The sequence below is a fragment of the Ardenticatena maritima genome (assembly GCF_001306175.1).
Lineage (GTDB): Bacteria > Chloroflexota > Anaerolineae > Ardenticatenales > Ardenticatenaceae > Ardenticatena > Ardenticatena maritima.
Window position 1 is genome coordinate 183,409 of the sequence record NZ_LGKN01000005.1, and the last position, 23,514, is coordinate 206,922.

Here is a 23,514-nt window from a genome sequence, read left to right on the forward strand (position 1 = left end):
CTCGCTACAAGTCGTAGGTGTGGCGCACAGCCTGGGCAGGCTGTGCGCCCCCGATCAACGTCCCTGGAAGGTTGGTGCACGTTTTTCCAGAAAGGCTTGCAACCCTTCGGCGTGGTCGGCGGTGCGCCCCGCCAGTTCCTGCATGTCGGCTTCGTATTCCAGCGTTTCCGCCAGCGTGTGCGTTGCGGCAAAGTCCGCCAGCCGCTTGATGTAGCCAATCGCTTTGGTCGGCGCCGCCGCCAGTTCCGCCGCGAGGGCGCGCGCTTCGTCCATGAGGCTGTCGGCGGGCACCACACGGTTGAGGATGCCGTAGTCCAGCGCTTCCTGGGCGCTGATGCGTGTACCGCGCAACATGAGTTCCATGGCGCGGGTCGGACCGACCAACCGCTGCAAGAACCAGGTGGAGCCGCTATCGGGCACCAGCCCAATTTTGATGAAGGCTTGCAAGAAGGAAGCCGTATCGGCGGCAAGGCGCAAGTCGCACGCCAGCGCCAGGCTCATGCCGGCGCCAGCCGCCACGCCGTTGACGGCGGCGATAATCGGCTTGGGGAGTTCGCGCATTTGCAAGATGAGCGGGTTGTAGGTGTGGCGCAGGTGTTCGCCATACGAAAAGCCGCCCGCCGACGGGTCCCGCTCCTTGACGCTCGCCAAATCCTGCCCGGCGCAAAAACCGCGCCCCGCGCCCGTGAGGATGACGGCGCGCACGCTCTCATCACGCTTTGCCTGCTTGAAGGCGTCGCGCAGTTCGTGCAGCATGGTATCGGTGACGGCGTTCAGTTTGTCAGGGCGGTTGAGCGTGATTGTCAACACACCGCCATCCTGTTCGTACAAAATTGTTTCGTAAGCCATGCCAAAACCTCCTCGTTGAGGGATACAGGCGCCTTAGCGCCCTTTCCATTCGGGTTTGCGTTTTTCCAGGAAAGCCGCCACGCCCTCGTCCTTGTCTTCGGATGCAAAGAGCAGGTAGAAGTTGTGGCGTTCGTATTCGAGCCCTTCCGCCAGGCTCATTTCGTAGGATTTGAGGATCGCTTCCTTCGCCAGTTGAAGCGCCAGCGGCGGCTTTTGCGCAATCTGGCGGGCGAGTTCGAGCGCTTTTTCAAGGTAGAGTTCGGTCGGCACCACATGGTTGACCAAGCCCCACTGCAAGGCTTCTTGCGCGGTCAAGCGGCGGTCGGCAAGGATGACTTCCATGGCAATCGCCTTCCCCACGGCGCGGGGCAAGCGCTGCGTGCCGCCTGCGCCCGGCATAATGCCCAGGTTGATTTCGGGCTGCCCAAAGACGGCGCTTTCGCTCGCCACAATCATGTCGCACATCATCGCCAGTTCGTTGCCGCCCCCCAAGCACCAGCCGCTCACGGCGGCAATCAGCGGTTTGGGGAAGGTGCGCACGGCTTCCCATTCCTTGAAGCGGTAGGATTTGAGCATGTCCACCGGGTTTTTGCCCTGGAATTCGCCAATGTCAGCGCCGGCGGCAAAGGCGCGTTCGTCGCCCGTCAAGACCACCACCACAATCTCATCATCCTGGGCGAATTCGTTGAGCGCCTGCGCCAGTTCGCTCATCAACGCGCGGTTGAGCGCGTTCAGGCGCTTGGGGCGGTTGAGCCGAATCAAGCCGATTTTGGGTTCCGGGCGTTCGACGATGATGTTTTCGTACATGTTCAGCCTCCTTGCTCAATCGTTTCGACCACGTCCACGGTGAAAACCGACACAATGTCTTTGGCAAACCCCATCAGGTCTTTGCCGGCTTCGGCGTTTTCGGGTGATTTGAGCGCCGCTTTGAGGGCGTCTTTATCCTCAAACCACATTTCAAACATGAGATAGACCTGGGGATCGCCAAAGAGGTGGCGCGTCACTTTGCTCACTTCAATGCGTTTGTAGCCCGGCACACGCGCCATCAGGCGGGCGTGCACGTTGAAGTAGTGGTCGTCGAAGGCGGCTTCATCTTCGGGGGGACGATAGATGGCAACAAGTTTGTACATGGCTGAGCCTCCTCGCTCGTTTGATTGTTTCCGATGCATGCCGCGGCGATTATAACCGCCAGCCAACAGAGGGGCAATCAAAAAGGGGCGACCGGGTCTGGTCGCCCCTGGGCGGACAGAAGGACATCAGCCGTCAGGAATAAATCGCGCGGCCGGTCTGTGGGTCGAAGAATTTACACTGGTCAACTTCGACATCCAGCTCGATGGTTTCACCCACTGGGTCATCCGCGGCGGCGTCCACCAACGCAAGGAAGGTGTCGCCTTCGGTCATTTCGTAGTACTCGAACCCTTCGCCGAGGATGAGGCTTTGCACGTGCGCCCGCACCTTGGAAATCTTGAACCCCTTGCAGTAGTAGAGCTGCTTGTCGCCCAGGAGTTCCTTCAAATCCAATTGTGCACGAATGCGCTTCAGCGGCGACGTCGTCGTGACGGCTTTCGGCAAGAAGGCGGGGTGGTGAATATGCTCAGGGCGAATACCCAACACCACTTCCTTATCGCGCCACTCCCACAGGTATTCAATGGCGCGATCGGGAACGGGCATGCGGAATTGCCCACTGTCGGCAACTAACCCGCCTTCCCCCTGTCGAATAACGACGTCAAAGAAATTCATCAAGTGCGGGCCAATGAATCCGGCAACGAACCACGTTTTGGGATGATCGTAGAGCTCGTCGGCGGTCCCCACCTGCTCGATTTTGCCTTGATGCATAACCGCCACGCGGTGCGCCAGGCGCGACGCCGTTGCCTGGTCGTGCGTCACGTAGATGAACGTGGCGCCCGTGTCGGCGTGGACTTTGAGCAATTCACGCTGAATTTGCACCCGCAACGGCGGGTCAAGGTGCGCCATCGGTTCATCGAACAGGAAGAGCCGTGGTTCGCGGGTGAGCGCCCGCGCAAGCGCCACACGCTGCATTTGCCCTGCCGAAAGTTGCGTTGGGCGGCGGTCCAGAAACGCGCCGATGCCCAAATACTCGGCGACACGCTGGACACGCCGCTGAATTTCGTCCTGCGGCAACCCGCGGAACTCCAGCCCCATGGCAATGTTTTCGTAGGCGGTGATATGCGGCCAGAGCGCCAGCGATTCAAAGACAAAGGCGAGATTGCGGTCGCGCGGCGGAATGCGCGTGACATCTTCACCATCGAAAAGAACGGCGCCACGGTCAGGCACTTCGAGCCCGGCAATGATACGCAAAAGCGTCGTCTTGCCCGTGCCCGAAGGCCCAAGCAATACCAGACGTTCGCCTTCCTGAACGTCCAAATCAATGCCGCGCAAGACTTCCTGGCGGCCAAATTTTTTGGTGACGCCTTGAATCTGAACGCGTGTCATGGTGGTTAGGAGTAAATCGCCTGCTCATCCGCCGGGTTGAAAAGTTTGATTTGGTCCACGTCCACAACCAGTTCGACGGTTTCGCCCGCAACAACGTCCACACGTGCATCCACCCGCGCCACAAACTGCTGTCCGTTGGCGTCGAGGTAGAGCAGCTCTTCGTTGCCCAGCAATTCCTTCACGTCCAGTTTGGCTTTGATGGGTTGCGGGTTGATGCCGGGCATGGCAAAGGCTTTGTGGAAGAGGTGTTCGGGACGAATGCCCAAAATGACCTCTTTGCCCAGCCAGTCGCTCACTTCACGTGCAATGTGTTCGGGCAAGCGCAGGCGGAAGCCGCCCGTATCCACGTACATTTCCTCTTTGGTGCCGGTCAGCGTGGCGTTGAAGAAGTTCATCGCCGGGCTGCCGATGAAGCCCGCCACGAAAACGTTTTGCGGGTGGTTGTAGAGGTTTTGCGGCGTGTCCAACTGCTGCAACACCCCATCACGCATGACGGCGATGCGGTCGGCCATGGTCATCGCTTCGACCTGGTCGTGCGTCACGTAGATGAAGGTGGTTTGCAGGCGCTTGTGCAAGCGAATCAACTCGGCGCGCGTTTGCACACGCAATTTGGCGTCCAGGTTGGAGAGCGGCTCGTCCATGAGGAAGACCGCCGGCTCGCGCACGATGGCGCGCCCCAACGCCACACGCTGGCGCTGACCACCGGAGAGCGCTTTAGGCTTGCGGTCGAGCAGGTGGTCAATGCCCAGAATCTGCGCGGCTTCCTTCACGCGGCGGTCAATTTCATCTTTGGGCATTTTGCGCAGTTTCAAGCCAAACGCCATGTTGTCGTAAACGCTCATGTGCGGATAGAGCGCGTAGGACTGAAACACCATGGCGATGTTGCGGTCTTTGGGCGGCACGTCGTTGACAATGCGGTCGCCAATCCAGATGTTGCCTTCGGTGACTTCTTCCAGACCAGCCAGCATACGGAGGGCGGTACTCTTCCCACAACCAGAAGGACCGACCAAAACGAGGAATTCCTTGTCCTTGACTTCGAGGTGCAGGTCTTTGATAACGACGTTGTCGCCAAAGGCTTTCCATACGTGCTCGTAGGTCACGCTTGCCATTGTAAAAACTCCTTTCAATTGAAATTGGTTGATGCTGTGCGGGCAGCCACAACCGAGGCGTGAGTGGCACCTGGTTGCGCCGACACCGCGGGTTGGAGGAGACAGAACTTTTCGGTCGCAGGCGCGGTTGCGTGTGACCCACCACGCACCGCCGGGCACTCCCCTCTGCGGGCCATTCGGCCGTCACCGCTCCCGCTCCAACCCATGAATGCCGTCAACGAAGATGGGTCAAGCGAATGTGTGTGTGTGCCTCACCTCCTTTCATGTTCAAAATGGCTGGCTTTCATCTTATGCACAAAAAGCCTGTTTGTCTAGTGGCCATTTGTGCCATTTTGGATGTGTCAACTTTCATGTGTGAAGGTTCGTTCCAGCAGGGTATGCCACGTGGCTGTGTCGAACGCCTCAATGTTGAAGACGTTCGCCGCGTCGGGCGCGCCCGCCTGCGGCACGGTGAGCCCACGCGCCAACCCCGCTGTTTCGACGGCGACGCAGCAGGTGGCGGCACGCTGTACCGCTTCGGGGCGCAACACCACCGCCGCGGCAAGCGGGTCGGGCAGGGGCATGCCGGTGTAGCCCCATTCAGTGCGGCAACGCGCCGCCAATGGGGCGCTGATGGCGCGCACAAAGCGCGCCGTGGGCGTTTCATGTGCCAGCATTGCGTGCCACCGCTCCCACGGCACGGTATGCGCCAGGGTCGCTTCCCACGTGACCAGGGTGATACGCGCTTCGCTTTCCAGCACGATTTTGGCGGCTTCGGCGTCCGCCCAGATGTTGAATTCCGCCACGGGCGTGACGTTCCCCTGGGCGGTGAGCGCGCCCCCCATGATGATGAAGCGCCGCACCAGGCGGGGCAGGTCGGGGTCGAGCCGCATGGCAAGGGCGATGTTGGTCAGCGGTCCCAGCGCGAGGACGTCCAGGTCGCCGGGCATGGCGCGCGCGGTTTCCACCAGCGCCATTGCCGCCGGCAGCGCGGACGGAGCAATCGGCGCGGCGGGGTAGCGATGAGCGACGCCCCCCAACCCGTCGTCACCATGCACGAGGTCGAAGGGAAGAGACACGCCCATGAGCGGGGTCGCCGCGCCGCGATAGACGGGAATCTGCGGCGCGTCGGCGACGTTCAGCACGATGGCGATGTTGCGCATGACCGCGTCGAGCGGGCAATTGCCCTGGACGCCGCCAATGCCCACCAAGGCGATGTCGGGCGCGTGCAGGAGCATGAGCAAGGCGATGGCGTCATCCACGCCCACGTCGGTATCCACAAAGAGCGGTCTCATCGGGACGCCTCCTCTGCGGTTGGTGAGGGGGGGCGGCGGACGGCGTCCCACGCCGCTTCGACAATGTGCGCGATAGCGGCGTCGTCCAATGTGAGGAAGCCCGCCGCACAACGCTGCGCCAGTCCGGTGGCAACGTCCAGCGTGAAGGCTTGCATGACCACGGGCGGCAAGGGTTTGAGCAGGTTGGCGGCTTGCGCTTCTTCAAAGGTGCGCAAGATGGGGTCGTACAAATGGCGTGTTTCGGCTTCAATCGCCGGCGTGTAGTAGGGCGAGCGGGTGTATTGCTCAACAAAGGCGGCTTCCAGCGGGTGGGTGAGGTAGTAGCGCATGAGGATGCTCAACGCCTGGCGCACGCGCTTTTCGAGCGGTTGCCCGGCGTCAAATTCGCGCTGGAAGGTGTCCGCCAGGCGCTGCTTGATGTCGCGATAGAGCGCGTTCATCACGTCGTCTTTGCTGGCAAAATAATGGTAGATGATGCCGGCGCTGACGCCCGCTTCGGCGGCGATTTTCGCCATGGATGTGCCGTGAAACCCATACTGCGAGACAAGTTTGAGGGTCGCTTGCAAAATGGCGTTGCGTTTGTCGCTCATCGAACCCCTCTGCTGAGTGAATGTTCATTCGATGATGGCGTGAGGCGGGGGAATTGTCAAGCAGGTGTGGGGCTTACAAGAGGCGGGCGGAGTGGACGGGCAATCCCACCAGTTCTTTGAAGCGGTTGCAGGTGGCGGGTAAATGCCCCGCATACTGGTTGTTGAAGAAGCCATACACCGCCGAGACGTGGGGCAACCGCGCTTCGATGCGTTCCAGCCACCAGCGCAGGCGCGGCGTGACGTCGCGCTGTTCGCGGTTCTTTTGGGCGTAGCGCCCGTGGCGATCAATCCAACGCAGGTAAAGAAAATCGGTAGTGGCGAGCACCTGTTTGGGCACGCCTTCGTAATCGGCGGCAACCCACGCGACGCCGTGGGCGCGCAGCAGGTGAATGGTCTCGCGCACGAACCAACTGCGATGGCGAAATTCCACCGCGTAGCGCTGTGTGGGCGGTAAGGCGTGCAACAGGCGTTCAAAAGCGGGCAAAAAGCGCGCGCGGTCAAAATCGGGCGGGAATTGGAGCAAGATGGGTCCGAGTTTGTGTTCGAGCAGGGCGACGCGCTCTACAAAGGCGTGTACCGCCGCGCGGGGGTCTTCGGTGCGCGCCGCCAGCAAGATGTCGCGCGGCATTTTGGGGCAAAAGGTGAAGTCGTCGGGTGTGATGGTGAACCAGCGGCGCACGTGCGCGGCGGCGGGCGGGGCGTAGAAGGTCGAATCCATTTCGACGGCGTTGAAGTGGCGGCTGTACCACGCCAGAAAATCGCGCGGTTTGAGGTCGGGTGGGTAGAAGACACCCACCCAATCCTTGAACCCGTAGCCCATGGTGCCCAGATACCAGCGCACGCCGGCGGCTTGCTCACGCATGCAAAAACTCGTCCAGCGAGACCATTTCTTCCCAGTTGTAGCCCACTTTGGCGTCCACTTTGAGGGGCACGCTGAGCGGATAGGCGTTGCTCATGCGGTCAATCACGAGCGGGGGGATGTCGCCCAACTCGTCTTCGTGAATTTCAAAGAGCAGTTCGTCGTGCACTTGCAAAATCATGCGCGACCGCACGCCCCGATCGCGGAAGGTGCGGTGGATGTCAATCATCGCCAGTTTGATGATGTCCGCCGCGGAGCCCTGGATGGGGTGGTTGCGGGCGGCGCGTTCAGCGGCGCGCAGCTGATTGGCGGGAATTTGCGCCCCGGCGCGAAATTCGGGGAAGTAGCGTCGACGCCCCAGGATGGTTTCGGTGTAGCCCCGTTCGCGCGCTTGTTCGACGATGCTGTCCAGAAAGGCGGCGATGCTCGGAAAGCGCTCGAAGTAGCGTTCCAAAAACGCCTCGGCTTCTTCGCGCGACAAGCCGGTTTCGGTGGCGAGCCGCCAGGCGCTCATGCCGTAGAGCAAGCCGAAGTTGACGCGCTTGGCAAGGTTGCGCATTTCCGGCGTCACCTCTTCGGCGGGCACACCAAACACGGCGGCGGCGGTGGCGCGGTGGATGTCGCCGTCTTCCAGGAAGGCGCGGCGCAAGGCGTCGTCGCCGCTCAGGTGGGCGAGCACGCGCAGTTCGATTTGTGAGTAGTCGGCGGAGAGGAGCACGTACCCCGGTTCGGCGACGAAGGCGCGCCGAATGCGCCGCCCCACGTCGGTGCGGATGGGGATGTTTTGCAGGTTGGGGTTGGATGAGCTGAGCCGTCCCGTTTCGGTGCCCGTCTGGTTGAAGTCGGTGTGGATGCGCCCCGTGGCAGGGTTGACCATGCGCGGCAATTGTTCGATGTAGGTGGAGAGCAGTTTGCTCAGGTGGCGGTGTTCCAAAATCAGGTCCACCACGGGGTGCGCGCCGCGCAGGTTTTCGAGCACACGCGCCGAGGTGGAGTAGTGCCCGCTTTTGGTTTTGCTGCTGGCGCGTTTGTCCAGCCCCAGTTTGCCAAAGAGGACGTCGCTCAACTGCTGGTTGCTGTTGATGTTGAATTCGTAGCCCACCAGGTCGTAAATCTCCCGTTCGATGGCGTCGAGCCGCTCGCGCAGTTCGGCGCGCAGTGCCGCCAGTACGTCCACGTCGAGCGCCACGCCCACCCGTTCCATCTCCGCCAGCACGGGCACCAGCGGCATTTCGACGTTGGCGAAGAGGTCCCACAAGGCGAGGTCGCGCAGGTCGGCTTCGAGCAGGCGCGCCAGGCGGGTGGTCATGTCCACGTCGGCGCAGGCGTAGGGGGCGACGTCTTCCACGGGCACTTCCGCCATGGAAATCTGGTCGCGCTTTTTGGCGCCGATGAGCTCTTCGATGGGGGTCATTTCCACGCCCAGCCGCTCGAACGCGAGCGCTTTCAGCCCGTAGGTGCGCCGACCGGGGTTGATGAGCCAGGCGGCAATCATGGTGTCGAAGTCCACGTTGGTGATGTCGAAGCCGTGCCGCCAGAGGACGAGCATGTCAAATTTGGCGTTGTGGGCGCGGGCGGGAATGCGCCGCGCCGCCAAAAAAGGACCGATGAGGGCGCGCACGTCTTCCAGCGGGACGTTGTAGGCGCTGGCTTCCAGCCCTTTGTGGGCGATGGGGATGTAGAAGCCTTCGCCTTCGCGCACGCTGAGCGCCAGCCCCACGAGGTTGGCGGTGTGGGGGTCGAGGTCGTCGGTTTCGACGTCAAAGGTGATGAAGTCGGCGTCGCCGAGGCGCTGCGCCAGGGTGTGCAGGTCGTCGGGCTGGACGATGTGGTACGCCACGGGGCGGGCGGCTTCTTCGGTCTGCATGGGTTCGGTTTGCCCCGCGGGGGGCGGAATGCGCTCCACCAGGCTGTTGAATTCCAGTTCGCGGAAGAGGTCGAGCACGCGCCGGCGGTCGAAGTCGCGGGTGCGGGCGGCGTCCAGGTCGAGGGTGATGGGCACGTCGGTGCGGATACGCACCAAATCACGGCTGAGGAAGGCGAGTTCGCGCCCTTCGCGCAAGGCGTTTTGCACGCGGGCGGGCTTGATTTCGTCCAGGTGTTCGTAGATGCCTTCCAGCGAGCCGTAGGTTTGCAGAAGTTTGCGGGCGGTTTTGTCGCCAATACCGCGCACGCCGGGGATGTTGTCGCTGGGGTCGCCCACGAGGGCTTTGTAATCCACCAGCTGGTGGGGTTCCAGCCCGTAGCGTTCGCGCACGGCGTCCACGTCGTAGCGGCGCACGTCGGAAAAGCGGCGCCCGCTGGTGAGCACAACGGTATGCGCGTTGATGAGCTGGAAGGCGTCGGTGTCGCCCGTGACGATGACCACGTCCAGCCCCTGTTCGACGGCTTGCCGCGCCAGGGTGCCAATCACGTCGTCGGCTTCGTAGCCTTCGGCGGTGAAGATGGGAATGTTGAAGGCGTCCACCAGCTGGTAGATGCGCTCAAACTGCACGGCGAGTTCGTCGGGTTGTTTGGCGCGGTGTCCTTTGTAGTCGTCGAACAGCTCATGGCGGAAGGTGCGCCCCACGTCGAAAGCGACGGCGATGTAGTCGGGGCGTTCGTTTTCGAGCACTTCGAGCAACATGCTGGCAAAGCCGTACACGGCGTTGGTGAGTTCGCCTTTGCTGGTCGCCAGGGTGGGCGGCAAGGCGAAAAAGGCGCGGTACGCGAGCGAGTGCCCGTCAATGAGAACAATTTTGGGTCGGCTCATACGATTTTGCCTCACTCGGTTGTGTCAATTGGGCGAATGCGAATGGTGCGCTTGGGGGCGTTGTCGTCGGCGGCGGGCAACGCCACGCAGAAGGTGGCGCCCCGGTTGGGTTCGCTTTCCACCCAGATGCGCCCCCCGTGGGCTTCGACGATGGCGCGCGCCATGTACAGCCCCAGCCCGGCGCCTTCGGTGCGCGAGGCTTCGCCTTCCACGCGGTGGAAGCGGCGGAAGATGCGTTCTTGCTCTTCCAGCGGAATGCCGGGTCCTTCGTCGCTGACGCAGAAGATGAGTTCGCCCCGCGCGTCGTCGTAGGTCAGGCGCAGGCTGACGCGCGTGTCGGCGGGGGCGTATTTGACGGCGTTGGAGAGCAGGTTGTGCACCACTTGCCGCAGGCGTCCCGTATCCGCCATGACGGGCGGGAACGCCGCGCCGTCAAGCGCGATGTCGAAATGGTGCGAGGGGTGGGCGCGGGCAAATTCGCTGAGCACGCGCGGCAACCATTCGTCCAGTTGCACGGGTTCGAGGTGCAGTTGAAGCCCGCCGGCTTCGAGGCGGGCGGCGTCGAGCAGGTTGTCCACCAGGCGGGTGAGGTGCTGGGCTTCGTCCAGGATGACGTGCAAGCCTTCGCGCCAGGTGGCTTCGTCCCATTGCACGTCGTCGCGCAAGAGGGTTTCGGCGTAGCCGATGATGATGGCGAGCGGGGTTTTGAGTTCGTGCGAGATGCCGGCGATGAAGGCGCGTTGCGAGGCTTCGAGTGCGCGGCGTTCGCTCAAATCGTGGACGCTCGCCACCATGCCGCGCCCCTGCGCCAGCGGTGTGTAAACCACGCTGACGTAGGGTCCGCGTGTACCGTTGCGGCGGATGAGGTAGCCTTCCTGCCGCACCAGGTCGCTATGCGGGGCGGGGGCGGGCAAGCGCACGCCGGCTTCGTTTTCCAGCCGCAGGACATGCTCGAACGGTTGCCCGACTACGTCGTCCAGGTTCCAGCCGGAGAGCCGCGCCAGCGCGGGGTTGATGAGTTCGATGCGCCTTTCGGCGTTGATGAGCGCCACGCCGTCGGCACTGTTGGCAAGCACCGCCGCCAGACGTTCGCGTTCTTGCACCAGTTGGCGCACGAGCATGGCGTTGCGAATAGCGATGGACGCCTGGTCGGCGAAGCCGGAGAGCAGGCGTTCTTCGTAGCGGGTGAAGGCGCGTTCGCTGGAACGAAAGGCGATGAGCGCGCCGATGACGTCGCCGTCCACTTCAAGCGGCATGGCGATGATGTGGGTGAAGGGCAACTGCTGGCGGCGGGCGATACGCAGCAACGCCCGTTGCAGGGCGGGTTGTTTCCACCAGGGGGGTGTATCGTCGGCGGTTTCGCTGTGCTGGGGAATGCTGTTGAGCAACGGCTCGAAAGCGCGCGCCGTTTCCAGCGGCAAGCCGGTGGTGGCGACAACGCGCATGTTGGTGCGGGGCAGCCGCAGGGCGACAAAGCCCGCGTCGGCTTGGAGAAGCACGACGGCTTCTTCCAGCACGATGTGCAGGACGGTGCCCAAATCAAGGTTGCGGCTGAGCGCCCGCGAGAGCGCCAGCAGGTATTCGTGCGCGCCAAAGGGTGCGAGTTCGGTTCCGCTCATCCTGTGTCCTTACGGGGTTCTGCCCGTTTCCTGTTCAAAGGTGCGCCACCAATCGCGCAGGTCGTCTTCGCTGAGGTCGCCTTCCACCAGTGCGCGCAAGACGCGCAGGTTGAGGCGGTCTTCCGCCATGTCGTCTTCCTTGGGCGTTTCCAGAATCATGGGGGCGTCGGCAAAGCGGGGGTCGCGCACCAGCCGCGCAAAGCCGCCCAAGCCGATGGCGCCCAAGCCGATGTGGGTGTGGCGGTCGAGGTTCGACGCGAGGTCGCCCTTGCTGTCGTTCAGGTGGAAGCAGACCAGGCGGTCCAGCCCCAAGAGGCGGTCGAAGGCGTCGAACGTCGCCTGATAGCCTTCGTCGGTGGTGAGGTCGTAGCCGGCGGCGAAGGCGTGGCACGTGTCGAAGCAGTAGACGATACGGTCGCCGTAGCGCATTTGTTCGACGATGCGCGCCAGGTGCTCGAATTCGTACCCCAGGTTGGTGCCCTGCCCGGCGGTGATTTCGAGTGCGACGGCGGTCTGGTAGCCGCCTTCATCGTAGAGGCGGTCGAGCGAGTGGGCGACCTTGGCAAGCCCGGCTTCGACGCCCGCGCCGGTGTGGGAACCGGGGTGCAGGACGAGCCAGGGGATGCCCAGGGTGTCGCAGCGTTCCATTTCGATGCGCAGAGCGTCGAAACTCTTTTGCCAGACGGATTCTTTAGGCGACGCGATGTTGATGAGGTACGAGGCGTGCGCCACCACGGGGTCTATGCCGGTTTGGGTGTGCAGGTCGTGAAAGCGCGCCACCTCGTCGGGTTTGAGGGGTGGGGCTTTCCACTGCCGGTTGTTCTTGGTGAAGAGTTGTATGGTCTCACAGCCGATGTCGCGCCCCCGCTCGAAGGCGGTGGCGACGCCGCCGCTGATGCTCATGTGTGCGCCAAATTTGGGCATGGGTTATTCCTCCTCGATGACATGGTCGTCGCCAATCCAGAGCCCCATGAGGACGCCGTCCACGTAGTCGCCGCGCAGTTTGTAGGCGCGGCGGCGGCGACCTTCTTCCACGAAGCCTTTGCGCCGGTAGAGCGCCAGCGCGCGCTCGTTGGTGGCGAAGACTTCCAGTTGGATTTTCTCGAAGCCTTTGGCGCGCGCCCACTCCAGGGCGGCGTCAATCATGGCGCCGCCCAAGCCCACACCGCGGTATTGGGGCGCAAGCACGATGCCCAGCGTGGCGAGGTGGGCGTCCTTGCGCCCGAACTGCCCCGGCGTGAGCGAGAGCGTGCCCACGATGCGCCCGTTGACTTCCGCCCCCATGAAGAGGCGGCGCGGCGTGTTGAGCGCGGCGCGGATGAAGCGCCGTTCTTCTTCGACGCTTTGGGGAATGTTGGGCGTTTCGACGCCGATGAGCACTTCTTCCGCCGCCACCGCCTGCACCAGCCGCAAGACGTCGGCGGCGTCGGCTTCGCGCACGGTGCGCAAACGTGCGGTTTCTCCTGTTTTGAGTGTGACCAGGCGGGGGAAGATGGTCGTCGCCATGGCGCTCAATCCTGCTCGGTTGGCTCTGGTGGTTGGTCGGGGGTATGATAGCAGGTGTGGGGGACGTGGCAACCAGGCGCACGCGCGGGGTTGCCCATTGGCGCGGAGTGCGGTATGCTCGGCACACGCTTTTGCCAGAGGCGAGAGCATATTTTGCCAAGCAAATAGTTGAACGTGATAAAGTTCTGTCAGCCCCCCCCCTGAAACGAGGCGATTTTGGGGCGATTTTGAGGGGGTCTGAAAACGTTCAACTTTCTGGAAAAAGAGGCGGCATTTGGCATGGTTTTGGGGGTTGACAAACGCGCCATTTTCCTGTATGCTGTGCCACAGATGAAGCAGACGAGCGGACGATGCCCATAGCACATCCGTACAGTCTGAAAAGCCCTAATCCCCGCAAGGGGATTGAAACCCAAAAACTTCTATTTCCGACAATCTCAACATATAATACGTCTGAAAAGCCCTAATCCCCGCAAGGGGATTGAAACCTACGCTCAATAAGGTAAAGCAATGCGCGGTAGTCAGTCTGAAAAGCCCTAATCCCCGCAAGGGGATTGAAACTGTAAATCATAACGACTCGCCCGCATTTATAACATTGAGTCTGAAAAGCCCTAATCCCCGCAAGGGGATTGAAACGTTTATAAGACCGTTGCTCTCACCTTCTGAGCTACCCCCACGTCTGAAAAGCCCTAATCCCCGCAAGGGGATTGAAACGCATAACCACACATCCGGGAGGATGTGTGGACCCCCGCGTCTGAAAAACCCTAATCCCCGCAAGGGGATTGAAGCCCCAGAACGACGCCTAGAGCGATAATCCAATCGAACGCGATTGAAAAGCTCCCATCCCCGCAAGGGGCGTGTCGTTCTTGCACCGTCGCGTGAGTGTTCGCGCGCGGTGTGTGCGCCAAAGGCTCCCACGGGAGCCTTTTTTGTTGGGTGCACGGCGGAGCGTTGACAGTGCAGGCACAAGCGGTTATACTCCTGCCCAGCCAAGCCAAGAGTGAAAACGGCTGTGAACCGGAGGAGTAGGCGGCGACGGTCGCCAGAGAGGGGCGGTCATCGGCTGGAAGCCGCCCTCGACACGAACCGCCGAAGGTCGCCGGGGAGCCGCAACGGTGAAGCGCAGTAGCCGTTGCCGGGAGCGCCCGTTATCGCGCCACGAGCGCCGGCATCTTCTGCCGGAAGCAGGGTGGTACCGCGGAGGCAACGCCTTCGTCCCTGAGGGGGCGAAGGCGTTTTCACTTGTGGGGGAGCGTATGTTGCCACGCCCATTCTGGCAACGCCTGTACACAACCGACGAGCAAGAGGCGGAGCAAGCCGCCCAGCGGCTGGCGGCGCTCGCCCGCGCCCACGGCGCCCAGCGCGTGCTGGACGGGCACGCCGGCGTCGGGCACCGCGCGGTGGCGCTGGCGGCGGCGGGGCTGGACGTGACCGCCGCCGAAGCCGACGAATGGCGCTTTGCCACCGCGGCGCGGCTGGTGCGCGCCACCCACGCCCCCGTGACGCTCTACCGCCTGGGGATGACGCGACTGGCGAACATTGAGGGCGCGCCTTTCGATATGGCGCTCCTACTGGACGACGCGCTGGCGCTCGTCGGTCAGCCCGCTGCCGCCCGCCTGCTCGACACCATGCACCGCGTGGTGCGCCCCGGCGGGCTGTTGGTGGTCGGGTTGCGCGATTGGGAGCAACACCTGCGCCGACGCGAGACGTTCATCCCCCGCCAGGTTGCGCGCGTCAACGGGTCGCGGCTTTTCATGTTTGAAGCGTGGGAGTACACCGACAAACGCATGGCGCACTGTTCGCACTTCTACGTCTCTTTCGGCGCCAGCAAGTGGCACGTCGAGGTGCGCGAAATGCTCTACGAAGCCATCTTCCGCGATGAAGCCGAGCAGGCGTTTGCCGCCGCCGGCTGGCGCATTCTGGAAGAAATCACCCTGGACGACAGACGCTGGTGGGTGCTGCGCTCGACGCCATAACCCCGCCAGAACCAAAACAGCAAGAGGAGGAATGCCATGAGCCAACTACCCAAAACCTACAATCACCGCGAAACCGAACCCAAACTCTACCAATGGTGGGAATCATCCGGCTTTTTCACCCCCGAAATTGATTGGAGCAAAAAGCCCTTTGTGATTGCCATGCCGCCGCCCAACGTCACCGGCGCGCTCCACATGGGGCACGCCATGTTCGTCACGCTGGAAGACCTGATGACGCGCTACCACCGCATGAAAGGCGAACCGACCCTCTGGTTGCCCGGCACCGACCACGCCGGCATCGCCACGCAGTTGCAGGTGGAAAAAGCGCTCGCGCAGGAAGGCAAAACGCGCTGGGACCTGGGGCGCGAAGCGTTCGAGGCGCGCGTCTGGGCGTGGAAAGAAAAGTACGGCGGCTACATCACCCAACAATTGCGGCGGCTGGGGGCTTCGTGCGACTGGACACGCGAACGCTTCACCCTGGATGAAGGGCTGAGCGAGGCAGTGCTGGAAGCGTTCATCCGCCTGCACGAAAAAGGCCTGATTTACCGCGGCGAGTACATGGTCAACTGGTCGCCCAACCTGCAAACCGCCGTCTCCGACCTGGAAGTGGAATACAGCGAAGAAGAAGGCACGCTCTACTACTTCAAGTATCGCCTGAAAGATTCGGACGACTACATTCCCGTGGCAACCACCCGCCCCGAAACCATTTTGGGCGATACCGCCGTCGCTGTCCATCCCGAAGATGAGCGCTACCGGCAGTACATCGGGCGCACCGTGCTGGTGCCCATCCTCAACCGCGAAATTCCCGTCATCGCCGATGAATACGTGGACCGCGAATTTGGCACGGGGGCGCTCAAAGTCACACCCGGCCACGACCCCAACGACTACGAAATCGGGCGGCGGCACAACCTGCCCATCATCAACATCATGAACCCCGACGCCACACTGAACGCCAACGCCGGACCCTACGCCGGCATGGACCGCTTTGAAGCGCGCAAAAAACTCTGGGCGGACATGGAAGCCGCGGGGCTCACCATCAAAACCGAACGCCACATGCAGCGCGTCCCGCGTTCGCAACGGGGCGGCGAAATCATCGAACCGATGGTGAGCAAGCAATGGTTCGTGAAGATGAAGCCGCTCGCCGAACCGGCGCTGGAAGCGGTGCGCTCCGGCAAAATCCGCATCATTCCCGAACGCTTCGAGAAAATCTACTTCCACTGGCTGGAAAACATCCGCGACTGGTGCATCAGCCGCCAACTCTGGTGGGGGCACCGCATTCCCGTCTGGTACGTCAACGGGAACGAGGACGAGTACATCGTGGCACGCAATGAAGAAGAAGCCTACGCCAAAGCCCGTGAACGCTACGGCGACAACGTCACCCTGGAACGCGACCCCGACGTACTCGACACGTGGTTTTCCAGCGCCCTGTGGCCGTTCAGCACACTGGGCTGGCCCAACGAAGAGGCCGAAGACTACCGCTACTTCTACCCCACCACCGTCATGGAAACGGGGTACGACATCCTCTTCTTCTGGGTCGCCCGCATGATCATGACGGGGCTGGAATTCACCGGCAAACCGCCGTTCGAGGTGGTCTATCTGCACGGGCTGGTGCGCGATGAGCACGGGCGCAAAATGAGCAAGACGCTCGGCAACGTCATTGACCCGCTGGACGTGGTGGAGCAGTACGGCGCGGACGCCCTGCGCTTCACGCTCGCCACCGGTTCAACCCCCGGGCAAGACATCAACCTTTCGATTGCGCGCATCGAGTCGAACCGCAATTTCAGCAACAAAATCTGGAACGCCACGCGCTTTGTGCTCGCCAACCTGGAAAAAATCGAAGAAGCCGAACGCGAAGCGCTCGCCGACATCACCTTCAGCGACGCCGACGTGCAAGCGTTGCCCTTGCCCGAGCGCTGGATTGTAAGCCGCCTGCACCAGGTCATCGCCGAAGTCACCGACCTGCTGGACCGCTTCTACTTCGGCGAGGCGGGGCGCACGCTCTACCACTTCTTCTGGAACGAATTTGCCGACTGGTACATCGAAGCCGCCAAAACGCGGCTCTACGGGGACGACGCCGCGCGGGCGCGCATGGCGCGGCGCGTGCTGGTGTACGTGCTGGAACGCACCTTGCGCCTGCTGCACCCCTACATTCCGTTTGTCACCGAAGAAGCGTGGCAACACCTGCCGCACCGCGGCGAAACACTCATGAAAGCCCCCTGGCCGCACCCCGGCTTTGTGGACGAAGACGCCATCGAGCGCTTTACCGCCGTGCAAGAACTCATCCGCGCCATCCGCAACGTGCGCAACGAGTACGACGTGGAACCGGGGCGGCGCATTGCGGCGTTGATTGCCGCCGGCGCGGCGCTGGACGACCTGGAAGCCGAGCGCGACGTTCTGCTGGCGCTGGCGCGTCTGGATGAAGACCGCCTGGAAATTGTGCCGCAGGTGGAGCAAGCGCCTGAAATGGCCGCCCACGTGGTGGTGCGCGAAGGGCTGGAAGCCTTCCTGCCGCTGGCGGGCATGGTTGACCTGGAACAGGAAATCGCGCGCTTGCAAAAACAAGCCGCCGAACTGGAAGAGGTGGTCAAGCGGCATCGGGCGCGGCTGGCGAACGAAAACTTTGTGCAGAAAGCGCCGGCGCACATTGTCGAAGGGGCGCGGCAAGCGCTCGCCGACGCTGAGGAACAGTTGGCGAAAGTGCGCGAACGGCTGGAACGCTTGGGGGGTGGTGCGTCCTGAGGGGCGCTCCCTTGCCCTACCAAACCAAAACGGGCGAGCCGCACGGCTCGCCCGTTCTGCTTGCCACACCAGCCCCACCGGTCAGGAAAGGCTCACCCCCAAAAGGCGCAAGAAAAGCCCCAACAAGCGCGCCGAAAGGGAGACATCGTCACCCGTGCGGCGCATGAGGTAATAGCGCACAATCAGGCGGTTCAACCAATCGCCTTGCTGACCAAAGGCTTCTTCCAGCGTTGCCAGCACTTCATTGGCATGCTCGACGTCATCCAGTTCATCGAACAGTTGCGCGGCATACGCCAGCAACTCCGACGCGCGCTTGTAATCACCACGCTGGACCATCAACTGCCCCAACTGCATGGCGACGGCGGCTTGCTCTTCCAGCGCATCACATTCCTTGAAGAGTTTGAGCGCATCGCTCAGGGCTTCAATTGCCGCTTCAATGTTGCCGAAACGGGCATGCGCACGCCCCTCGTCCATGGCAGCCTGGGCTTCGCCAAAGGGGTCGCCCATCTCATGCCATACCTGGCGCGCCTGCCGAAACGCGGCAACAGCGGTTTCATAATCTTCGGCGTCATACGCCGCTTGGCCTTGCGCACTCAACGTGTCCGGGGTCATTTTCGGCTCCTTGGGTTTGGGTGGTGCCTGTCATCTATTTTCTGCGATAGCACGCAGTCGGTCAAGTGATTCGTATGGCAGCACAATCTGTATGCGCGTGCCTTTGCCAACTTCGCTCTCGATAGTCAGCGAGGCTTCGATAAGATTCGCGCGCTCATACATGTTGATCAAGCCAAGGCTGCCGGAGACATCATACGACTGCTGGACCTTCTTCAAGTCGAACCCTTTGCCGTCATCCTCAACAAGCACTTCCATTCCCTCGTCCGTGCAGACAGTCTTCACCCGAATTGTGGACGCCTGGGCGTGCTTGATGGCGTTATTGATGGCTTCCTGCACGATGGCAAAGAGCGTTTGCGCCACATGGGGCGGCAAATCCGGCAAGTCTTCGCATAGGTCCAAGATAAAGCGCGTTTGCCGGGAGATTTCATCCAGACGCTGAATGTAGGCTTCGAGCGCCGCGCCCAAGCCGCGCGTTTCCAACACCACCGGGCGAAGTTCAAAGAGCAATTGGCGGGTCGAGAGCATGGCGCGTTGCGCCAAATCCTCAATGTTGCGCAGCTCATCCGGCAGCAACTCCGGCGCACGCTCGTACAATTTTTGGGCGTGCGACACACTCATCACAATGGAAGACAACAATTGCACGGTGGTATCGTGCAAGGTGCGCGCCAATTCACGCCGCACATCTTCTTGAATGCGCATGATACGGTCGCGCTCTTCACGCAAATTCTGATAAAGCCGCGCATTTTCAATGGCAATGGCGGCTTCGGCGGCAAGCGTCATGAGCAGGTGTTTGTCTTCTTCGGTAAACGATTCATCACCATGCTTATTCAGCACTTCAAGAACGCCAATGCGCTTGCCCTTGACCTGGAGCGGTACACACAGAATGTTGCGCGTCACAAATCCTGAGCGTTCATCCACCACCTGGCTAAAACGGGGGTCGTTGGCGGGGTCGTCGCAGATAACGGCTTCACCGGTTTGATAGACCCACCCGACAATACCCTGGTTGTTTTGCAAACGCACATTCACCAGGCGGTCGCGCTGGGTGCTATGGATCGCGTAGAAATAGAGTTCGTTGGTCTTGGGGTCGGCAAGCAAAAGGCTAGCCGCCTCAGCGTCCATTGCCGTCGCCGCCAACTGCATCGTGTACGACAACACCCCCTGCAAATCGAGCGTTTCCGTCAATGCGCGCGTGATATCGAACAGGAGTTCCAGGCGTTGGGAATAGCGTCGGGCGGCGCGGTTTTCTTCGATGATATTCGCATAATGCGCCAAAATGCTCAGCAGGTTTTGGAGAAAGTGCAAGACTTCCTGCGTCAACGGCTCTTGCACATAAAAGAGCGCACGCCCCGCCACCAGGTGGCGATAACTCTGCATGGGCAGGGCAACCCACTGGTCGGGGGGAAGCGTGAAATCGGCTTCATGCTCTTCACCCTGTTGCGAAGGACGCCACGCCGTCTTCCATGCCTCGACAATATCCAGCGCATCCGCCGGGATACCGCTCTGCACCTGCAACTGCCGCGATGACGTTTGAAGCAGCAAAGCCCCGCCCATGATGGGGGGAACGGTTTGGATGATCATATCCAAGCCGGTTTGCAACAAAGCGGTACCGCTCTCGGCTTCCAGCACCCAACGCAAATCTTCAAGTGTGAAAGCGAACGAATCCGAATGTCCCGTGTTCAACATGCGTCCTCGTGTGTATTCTGTCAAGGCACTCCACTACTGTAAGAATGTCATGGCGATGGCAACGGTGCTGACGGTAGTAAGCCCGCCTAAAGTCCTATTGCGTTTCGCCGCTTCTTGCCATATGATAGCAGAAGCGAGAACCTTGCGAAAATATGAAAAAACTTTCTCAGCCGCCAATCGAACCGTGAAAGAGGTCTCTCATGAAACGTTTCGACGCCAAAGGCAAGTACTACACCGACAAGGTCACCACACGCCCTTTGCTGGTGCGCATTGCGACACACGACGGGCTTGTTGAGGGTGAAATGCACATCCACTTCGACCAGCGACTGAGCGATGAGGTCAACAACAAGGAACGCGGCTTCCTCGCGCTCACCAACGCCACGGTTCACTTGCGAGATGGTTCCTCATTTTTTACGGGTTTTCTTTCGCTCAATAAGCAGCAAATCATATGGATTACCCCTGTTGAAGCAATCAACCAACGTGATGAATAATTCTTTGTGTAGGGAGCCAATACCATGACAGTGGCCACCATACCCGTTGATCTTTCACAAGAAGCATGGGAAGTTTTGAAAGAACCTCGTTCTATCGAAGAAACCGGGCTTTCGATGGGCTTTTTGACCGACCTTGTCTTGAAGGTCGTTTACTTTGCCGGTGAAATTACCGCGCAGGATATTGCCGATACCGTCAAACTTCCATTTGTGAATGTTGTGGAGCCGGTGTTGGATTTTCTGAAACGTGAAGAGTTGATCGGCGTCACCGGCAGTCGCGGCATCAGTGAACGCAGTTTTCGCTACACCATCGCCGAAAAAGGTATCAAACGCGCGCGCGAAGCCCTTGAACGCAGTCAATACGTCGGTCCTGCACCTGTCCCTATTGAAGCATACCGCAAAGTGGTTGTCGAGCAGAAACCCAACAAATACCGCATTGGGCCGGAAGACGTGCGCCAGGCGCTTTCTCACCTTGTTGTCCCGCCGGAAACGATTGACCGCATCGGTCCCGCCGTCAATTCGGGGCGCTCTTTCTTCCTGTATGGTCCCCCCGGCAACGGGAAAACCGCCATCGCCAGTTCGATTACGCGCATGATGAAAGGGGATATTTACATCCCGTATGCCATTTCTGTTGGCGGCGCCTCAATCATCAAAGTGTTCGATTCACTGGTACACGAACCCGTTGAGGAAGAGCAAGAATCGGACACATCGAAACTCGGCACTTCCAGCCTGGGCGCCAAAACCGAGAGTTTGCGCAAGCCCGGCACGGGGCGGTTGGGCACAGGCAAAATAGGAACCGACGGCTTGCAACCCAAGCGCATTGACCGCCGCTGGGTGAAAATCAAGCGCCCCACGGTGATGGTAGGCGGTGAATTGACGCTGGAAATGCTCGATTTGATTTACGACCCCATTTCCAAGACGTATGAAGCCCCGCTGCAAATGAAAGCCAATGGCGGGCTCTTCTTGGTGGACGACTTCGGTCGCCAGCAAATGCGCCCCCAAGATTTGCTCAACCGCTGGATTGTACCGCTTGAATTGCGCATTGACTTTTTGACGCTGCAAAACGGCATGAAAATTGAAATTCCTTTTGAAACTTTTATCGTTTTCAGCACCAACCTTGACCCCAAAGACCTGGTGGACGAAGCCTTTTTGCGACGCTTGCGGCACAAACTGGAAATTCCCAACCCCACCGACCGCCAGTTTTACGAAATTTTCCGCCGCGTCTGCGCCGCCAAGGGTATTGAATTCAACCAGAAGGTGTTTGTCTACTTGCTGCGCGAATACTACATCAAACAAAAACGCGAATTGAAGTCGGCGCACCCGCGCGACTTGATTGACCAGATTCTGGATATCGCCGCCTATCGCGGGATACGCCCAGCGATGACCAAAGAGTTGATTGACCAGGCGTGCGATGCCTATTTCGTTGAGTTTTAGGTGGGAATGAGAGGAGTGAACTATGTCTCTGTTGCGCCGTATGCAAAATAACCCCAACCGCCCACGGAAAGATGATGAGAAAAATCCCCCAGCACCCCAGCCCCAAAAACCGGCCGAAGATATTCGCAACTTGCTGGGGCTGGACGAGGGGGAAGCCATCCGCCAGGAAGACGTGCGTCCAGAAGAATCCCCCCTGCAAGGCACAGTCTTTGAAGAAGGCGAAGTCGAAGCCAGCGTGGAAGAGATTGCGCGCCAGCGCCGCAATGAACTGCGCGACTGGATTATTGACCAGTTGATGGTGAGTTTGGAACACATCACGCTGGAAGATACGCCCGAAGTGCGCCAGGTCATTCACGAGCGTTTCCAGGAATTGTATCGCCATGGCAACGTCTCGCTGACGGTGCAGGAGCAAAAAGCGCTCTATCAGGAAGTCCTCGACGAATTGCTGGGGTTTGGACCTATCGAACCCCTTCTGCGCGACCCGGACATCAGCGAAATCATGGTCAACGGTCCCTACCAGGTGTTCATCGAAAAGAAGGGGAAACTCATCGAAACCAACATCAAATTCCGCAACGATGACCACGTGTTGCGCATTATTGACCGCATTGTACGCCCACTTGGTCGCCGTGTGGACCGCCGCTGGCCGATGGTGGACGCCCGTCTCCCCGACGGGAGCCGTGTCAACGCCATCATTCCCCCCTGCGCGATTGATGGTCCCACAATTACCATTCGTAAATTCAGCAAAGAGAAACTCACCATCCGCGACCTCATCAAATTCGGCTCGCTGACGCCGGCGATGGCGGAATTTTTGCGGGCATGCGTCGTCTCCCGCCTGAACATCATCGTCAGCGGTGGGACGGGCTCCGGGAAAACCACTTTGCTCAACATTCTGAGCGGCTTCATTCCCGAAGGGGAGCGCATTGTCACTATCGAAGACTCCGCCGAATTGCAATTGCAACAGCGCCACGTGGTACGCCTGGAAACCAAACCCGCCGAACCTGACGGCAGCGGGCGCGCCGTCACCATCCGTGACCTCGTTATCAACTCTCTGCGTATGCGCCCCGAGCGGATTGTCGTCGGCGAGTGCCGTGGCGGCGAAGCGCTGGACATGTTGCAAGCCATGAACACCGGGCACGATGGCTCGCTCACCACACTGCACGCCAACACCCCGCGCGACTGCCTCTCCCGCCTTGAAACCATGTGCCTCATGGCGGGGATGGAAATGCCGCTCAGCGTCATTCGCGAACAGATTGCTAGCGCGGTAGACTTGATTGTGCAAACCTCCCGCCTGCGCGATGGTTCACGCAAAATTATCCAAATCAGCGAAGTGCAGGGGATGGAAGGCGATACCATTGTCATGCAAGATATCTTCCGCTTTGTGGAACGGGGCTACAACAGCGAAACCAACAAGGTTGAAGGCTCGTTTGAGCCAACCGGTGTGCGCCCCCACTTCACGCCACGCCTCGAAGCCCACGGCTTCAATTTGCCCGCCGAGATTTTCGTCCCGAAAGTGCGGCGTCGCCCGTATTGACGAAAGCCCACACTTTCGGTATTGTACGCATACGGCTATTTGAAA

At 60.7% G+C, this 23,514-nt stretch carries 19 protein-coding genes and 1 other annotated feature; of the genes, 5 read left to right on the forward strand and 14 right to left on the reverse strand.

Annotation, left to right across the window (positions count from 1 at the left end):
- Nucleotides 1-54: 54 nt before the first annotated feature.
- From SE16_RS08735 to SE16_RS08790, 12 genes are all read right to left on the reverse strand, one after another.
- Nucleotides 55-849 (reverse strand): enoyl-CoA hydratase-related protein, encoded by a 795-nt coding sequence (locus tag SE16_RS08735; RefSeq protein WP_054492660.1) that lies wholly within the window; start codon nt 847-849, stop codon nt 55-57.
- Nucleotides 850-882: 33 nt separating this feature from the next.
- Complete coding sequence (locus tag SE16_RS08740; RefSeq protein WP_054492661.1) at nt 883-1,656, reverse strand: enoyl-CoA hydratase-related protein; 774 nt, start codon at nt 1,654-1,656, stop codon at nt 883-885.
- A gap of 2 nt (nt 1,657-1,658) precedes the next feature.
- The gene (locus SE16_RS08745; RefSeq protein WP_054492662.1) at nt 1,659-1,979 is read right to left on the reverse strand and encodes an EthD family reductase; all 321 of its coding nucleotides are present in this window, start codon (nt 1,977-1,979) and stop codon (nt 1,659-1,661) included.
- 133 nt (nt 1,980-2,112) lie between these two features.
- On the reverse strand, nt 2,113-3,303 hold the full coding sequence (locus SE16_RS08750; RefSeq protein ID WP_054492663.1) for an ABC transporter ATP-binding protein: 1,191 nt from the start codon (nt 3,301-3,303) through the stop codon (nt 2,113-2,115).
- Between the two features lie 5 nt (nt 3,304-3,308).
- Nucleotides 3,309-4,412, reverse strand: coding sequence for an ABC transporter ATP-binding protein (locus SE16_RS08755; RefSeq protein WP_054492664.1), 1,104 nt, complete (start codon nt 4,410-4,412; stop codon nt 3,309-3,311).
- 341 nt (nt 4,413-4,753) lie between these two features.
- On the reverse strand, nt 4,754-5,686 hold the full coding sequence (locus SE16_RS08760) for a nucleoside hydrolase (RefSeq protein WP_054492665.1): 933 nt from the start codon (nt 5,684-5,686) through the stop codon (nt 4,754-4,756).
- Complete coding sequence (locus tag SE16_RS08765) at nt 5,683-6,276, reverse strand: TetR/AcrR family transcriptional regulator (RefSeq protein ID WP_054492666.1); 594 nt, start codon at nt 6,274-6,276, stop codon at nt 5,683-5,685. Before SE16_RS08765 ends, SE16_RS08760 begins: the two co-directional genes overlap by 4 nt.
- 73 nt (nt 6,277-6,349) lie before the next feature.
- A complete protein-coding gene (locus SE16_RS08770) occupies nt 6,350-7,138 on the reverse strand; it encodes a DUF72 domain-containing protein (RefSeq protein WP_060687483.1) in 789 nt (262 codons plus the stop codon).
- A complete protein-coding gene (gene polA / locus SE16_RS08775; protein WP_054493954.1) occupies nt 7,131-9,887 on the reverse strand; it encodes a DNA polymerase I in 2,757 nt (918 codons plus the stop codon). The genes SE16_RS08770 and polA overlap by 8 nt, the downstream gene beginning before the upstream one ends.
- Nucleotides 9,888-9,898: 11 nt before the next feature.
- Nucleotides 9,899-11,506 carry an ATP-binding protein gene (locus tag SE16_RS08780; protein ID WP_054493953.1) on the reverse strand — a complete coding sequence of 536 codons (1,608 nt, stop codon included), beginning with the start codon at nt 11,504-11,506 and terminating at the stop codon, nt 9,899-9,901.
- Between the two features lie 9 nt (nt 11,507-11,515).
- Nucleotides 11,516-12,430 carry a deoxyribonuclease IV gene (locus tag SE16_RS08785; protein ID WP_082381998.1) on the reverse strand — a complete coding sequence of 305 codons (915 nt, stop codon included), beginning with the start codon at nt 12,428-12,430 and terminating at the stop codon, nt 11,516-11,518.
- Between the two features lie 3 nt (nt 12,431-12,433).
- Nucleotides 12,434-13,012, reverse strand: coding sequence for a GNAT family N-acetyltransferase (locus SE16_RS08790; protein WP_054493952.1), 579 nt, complete (start codon nt 13,010-13,012; stop codon nt 12,434-12,436).
- A 1,000-nt stretch (nt 13,013-14,012) separates the two neighbouring features.
- Nucleotides 14,013-14,232 (forward strand) — a binding site (T-box leader).
- A gap of 33 nt (nt 14,233-14,265) precedes the next feature.
- Here SE16_RS08790 and SE16_RS08795 point away from each other — a divergent pair.
- On the forward strand, nt 14,266-14,985 hold the full coding sequence (locus SE16_RS08795; protein ID WP_054493951.1) for a methyltransferase domain-containing protein: 720 nt from the start codon (nt 14,266-14,268) through the stop codon (nt 14,983-14,985).
- Between the two features lie 36 nt (nt 14,986-15,021).
- The gene (locus SE16_RS08800; protein ID WP_054493950.1) at nt 15,022-17,721 is read left to right on the forward strand and encodes a valine--tRNA ligase; all 2,700 of its coding nucleotides are present in this window, start codon (nt 15,022-15,024) and stop codon (nt 17,719-17,721) included.
- Nucleotides 17,722-17,802: 81 nt separating this feature from the next.
- On the opposite strand, the gene SE16_RS08805 is transcribed toward SE16_RS08800, so the two are convergent.
- Both SE16_RS08805 and SE16_RS08810 read right to left on the reverse strand, forming a co-directional pair.
- Nucleotides 17,803-18,333 (reverse strand): tetratricopeptide repeat protein, encoded by a 531-nt coding sequence (locus SE16_RS08805; RefSeq protein ID WP_054493949.1) that lies wholly within the window; start codon nt 18,331-18,333, stop codon nt 17,803-17,805.
- A 30-nt stretch (nt 18,334-18,363) separates the two neighbouring features.
- Complete coding sequence (locus tag SE16_RS08810) at nt 18,364-20,016, reverse strand: GAF domain-containing sensor histidine kinase (protein WP_054493948.1); 1,653 nt, start codon at nt 20,014-20,016, stop codon at nt 18,364-18,366.
- A gap of 200 nt (nt 20,017-20,216) precedes the next feature.
- On the opposite strand from SE16_RS08810, the gene SE16_RS08815 reads away from it, so the two are divergent.
- Genes SE16_RS08815 through SE16_RS08825 form a run of 3 tightly spaced genes read left to right on the forward strand, consistent with a single transcriptional unit; the run spans nt 20,217 to nt 23,469 of the window.
- Nucleotides 20,217-20,507: a DUF6812 domain-containing protein gene (locus SE16_RS08815; RefSeq protein WP_054493947.1), complete on the forward strand. Its 291-nt coding sequence runs from the start codon at nt 20,217-20,219 to the stop codon at nt 20,505-20,507.
- Between the two features lie 24 nt (nt 20,508-20,531).
- Nucleotides 20,532-21,938, forward strand: a complete 1,407-nt coding sequence (locus SE16_RS08820) for a hypothetical protein (protein WP_054493946.1) — start codon at nt 20,532-20,534, stop codon at nt 21,936-21,938.
- Nucleotides 21,939-21,960: 22 nt separating this feature from the next.
- Nucleotides 21,961-23,469, forward strand: a complete 1,509-nt coding sequence (locus tag SE16_RS08825) for a CpaF family protein (RefSeq protein WP_082374421.1) — start codon at nt 21,961-21,963, stop codon at nt 23,467-23,469.
- The last annotated feature ends 45 nt before the right edge of the window (nt 23,470-23,514 follow it).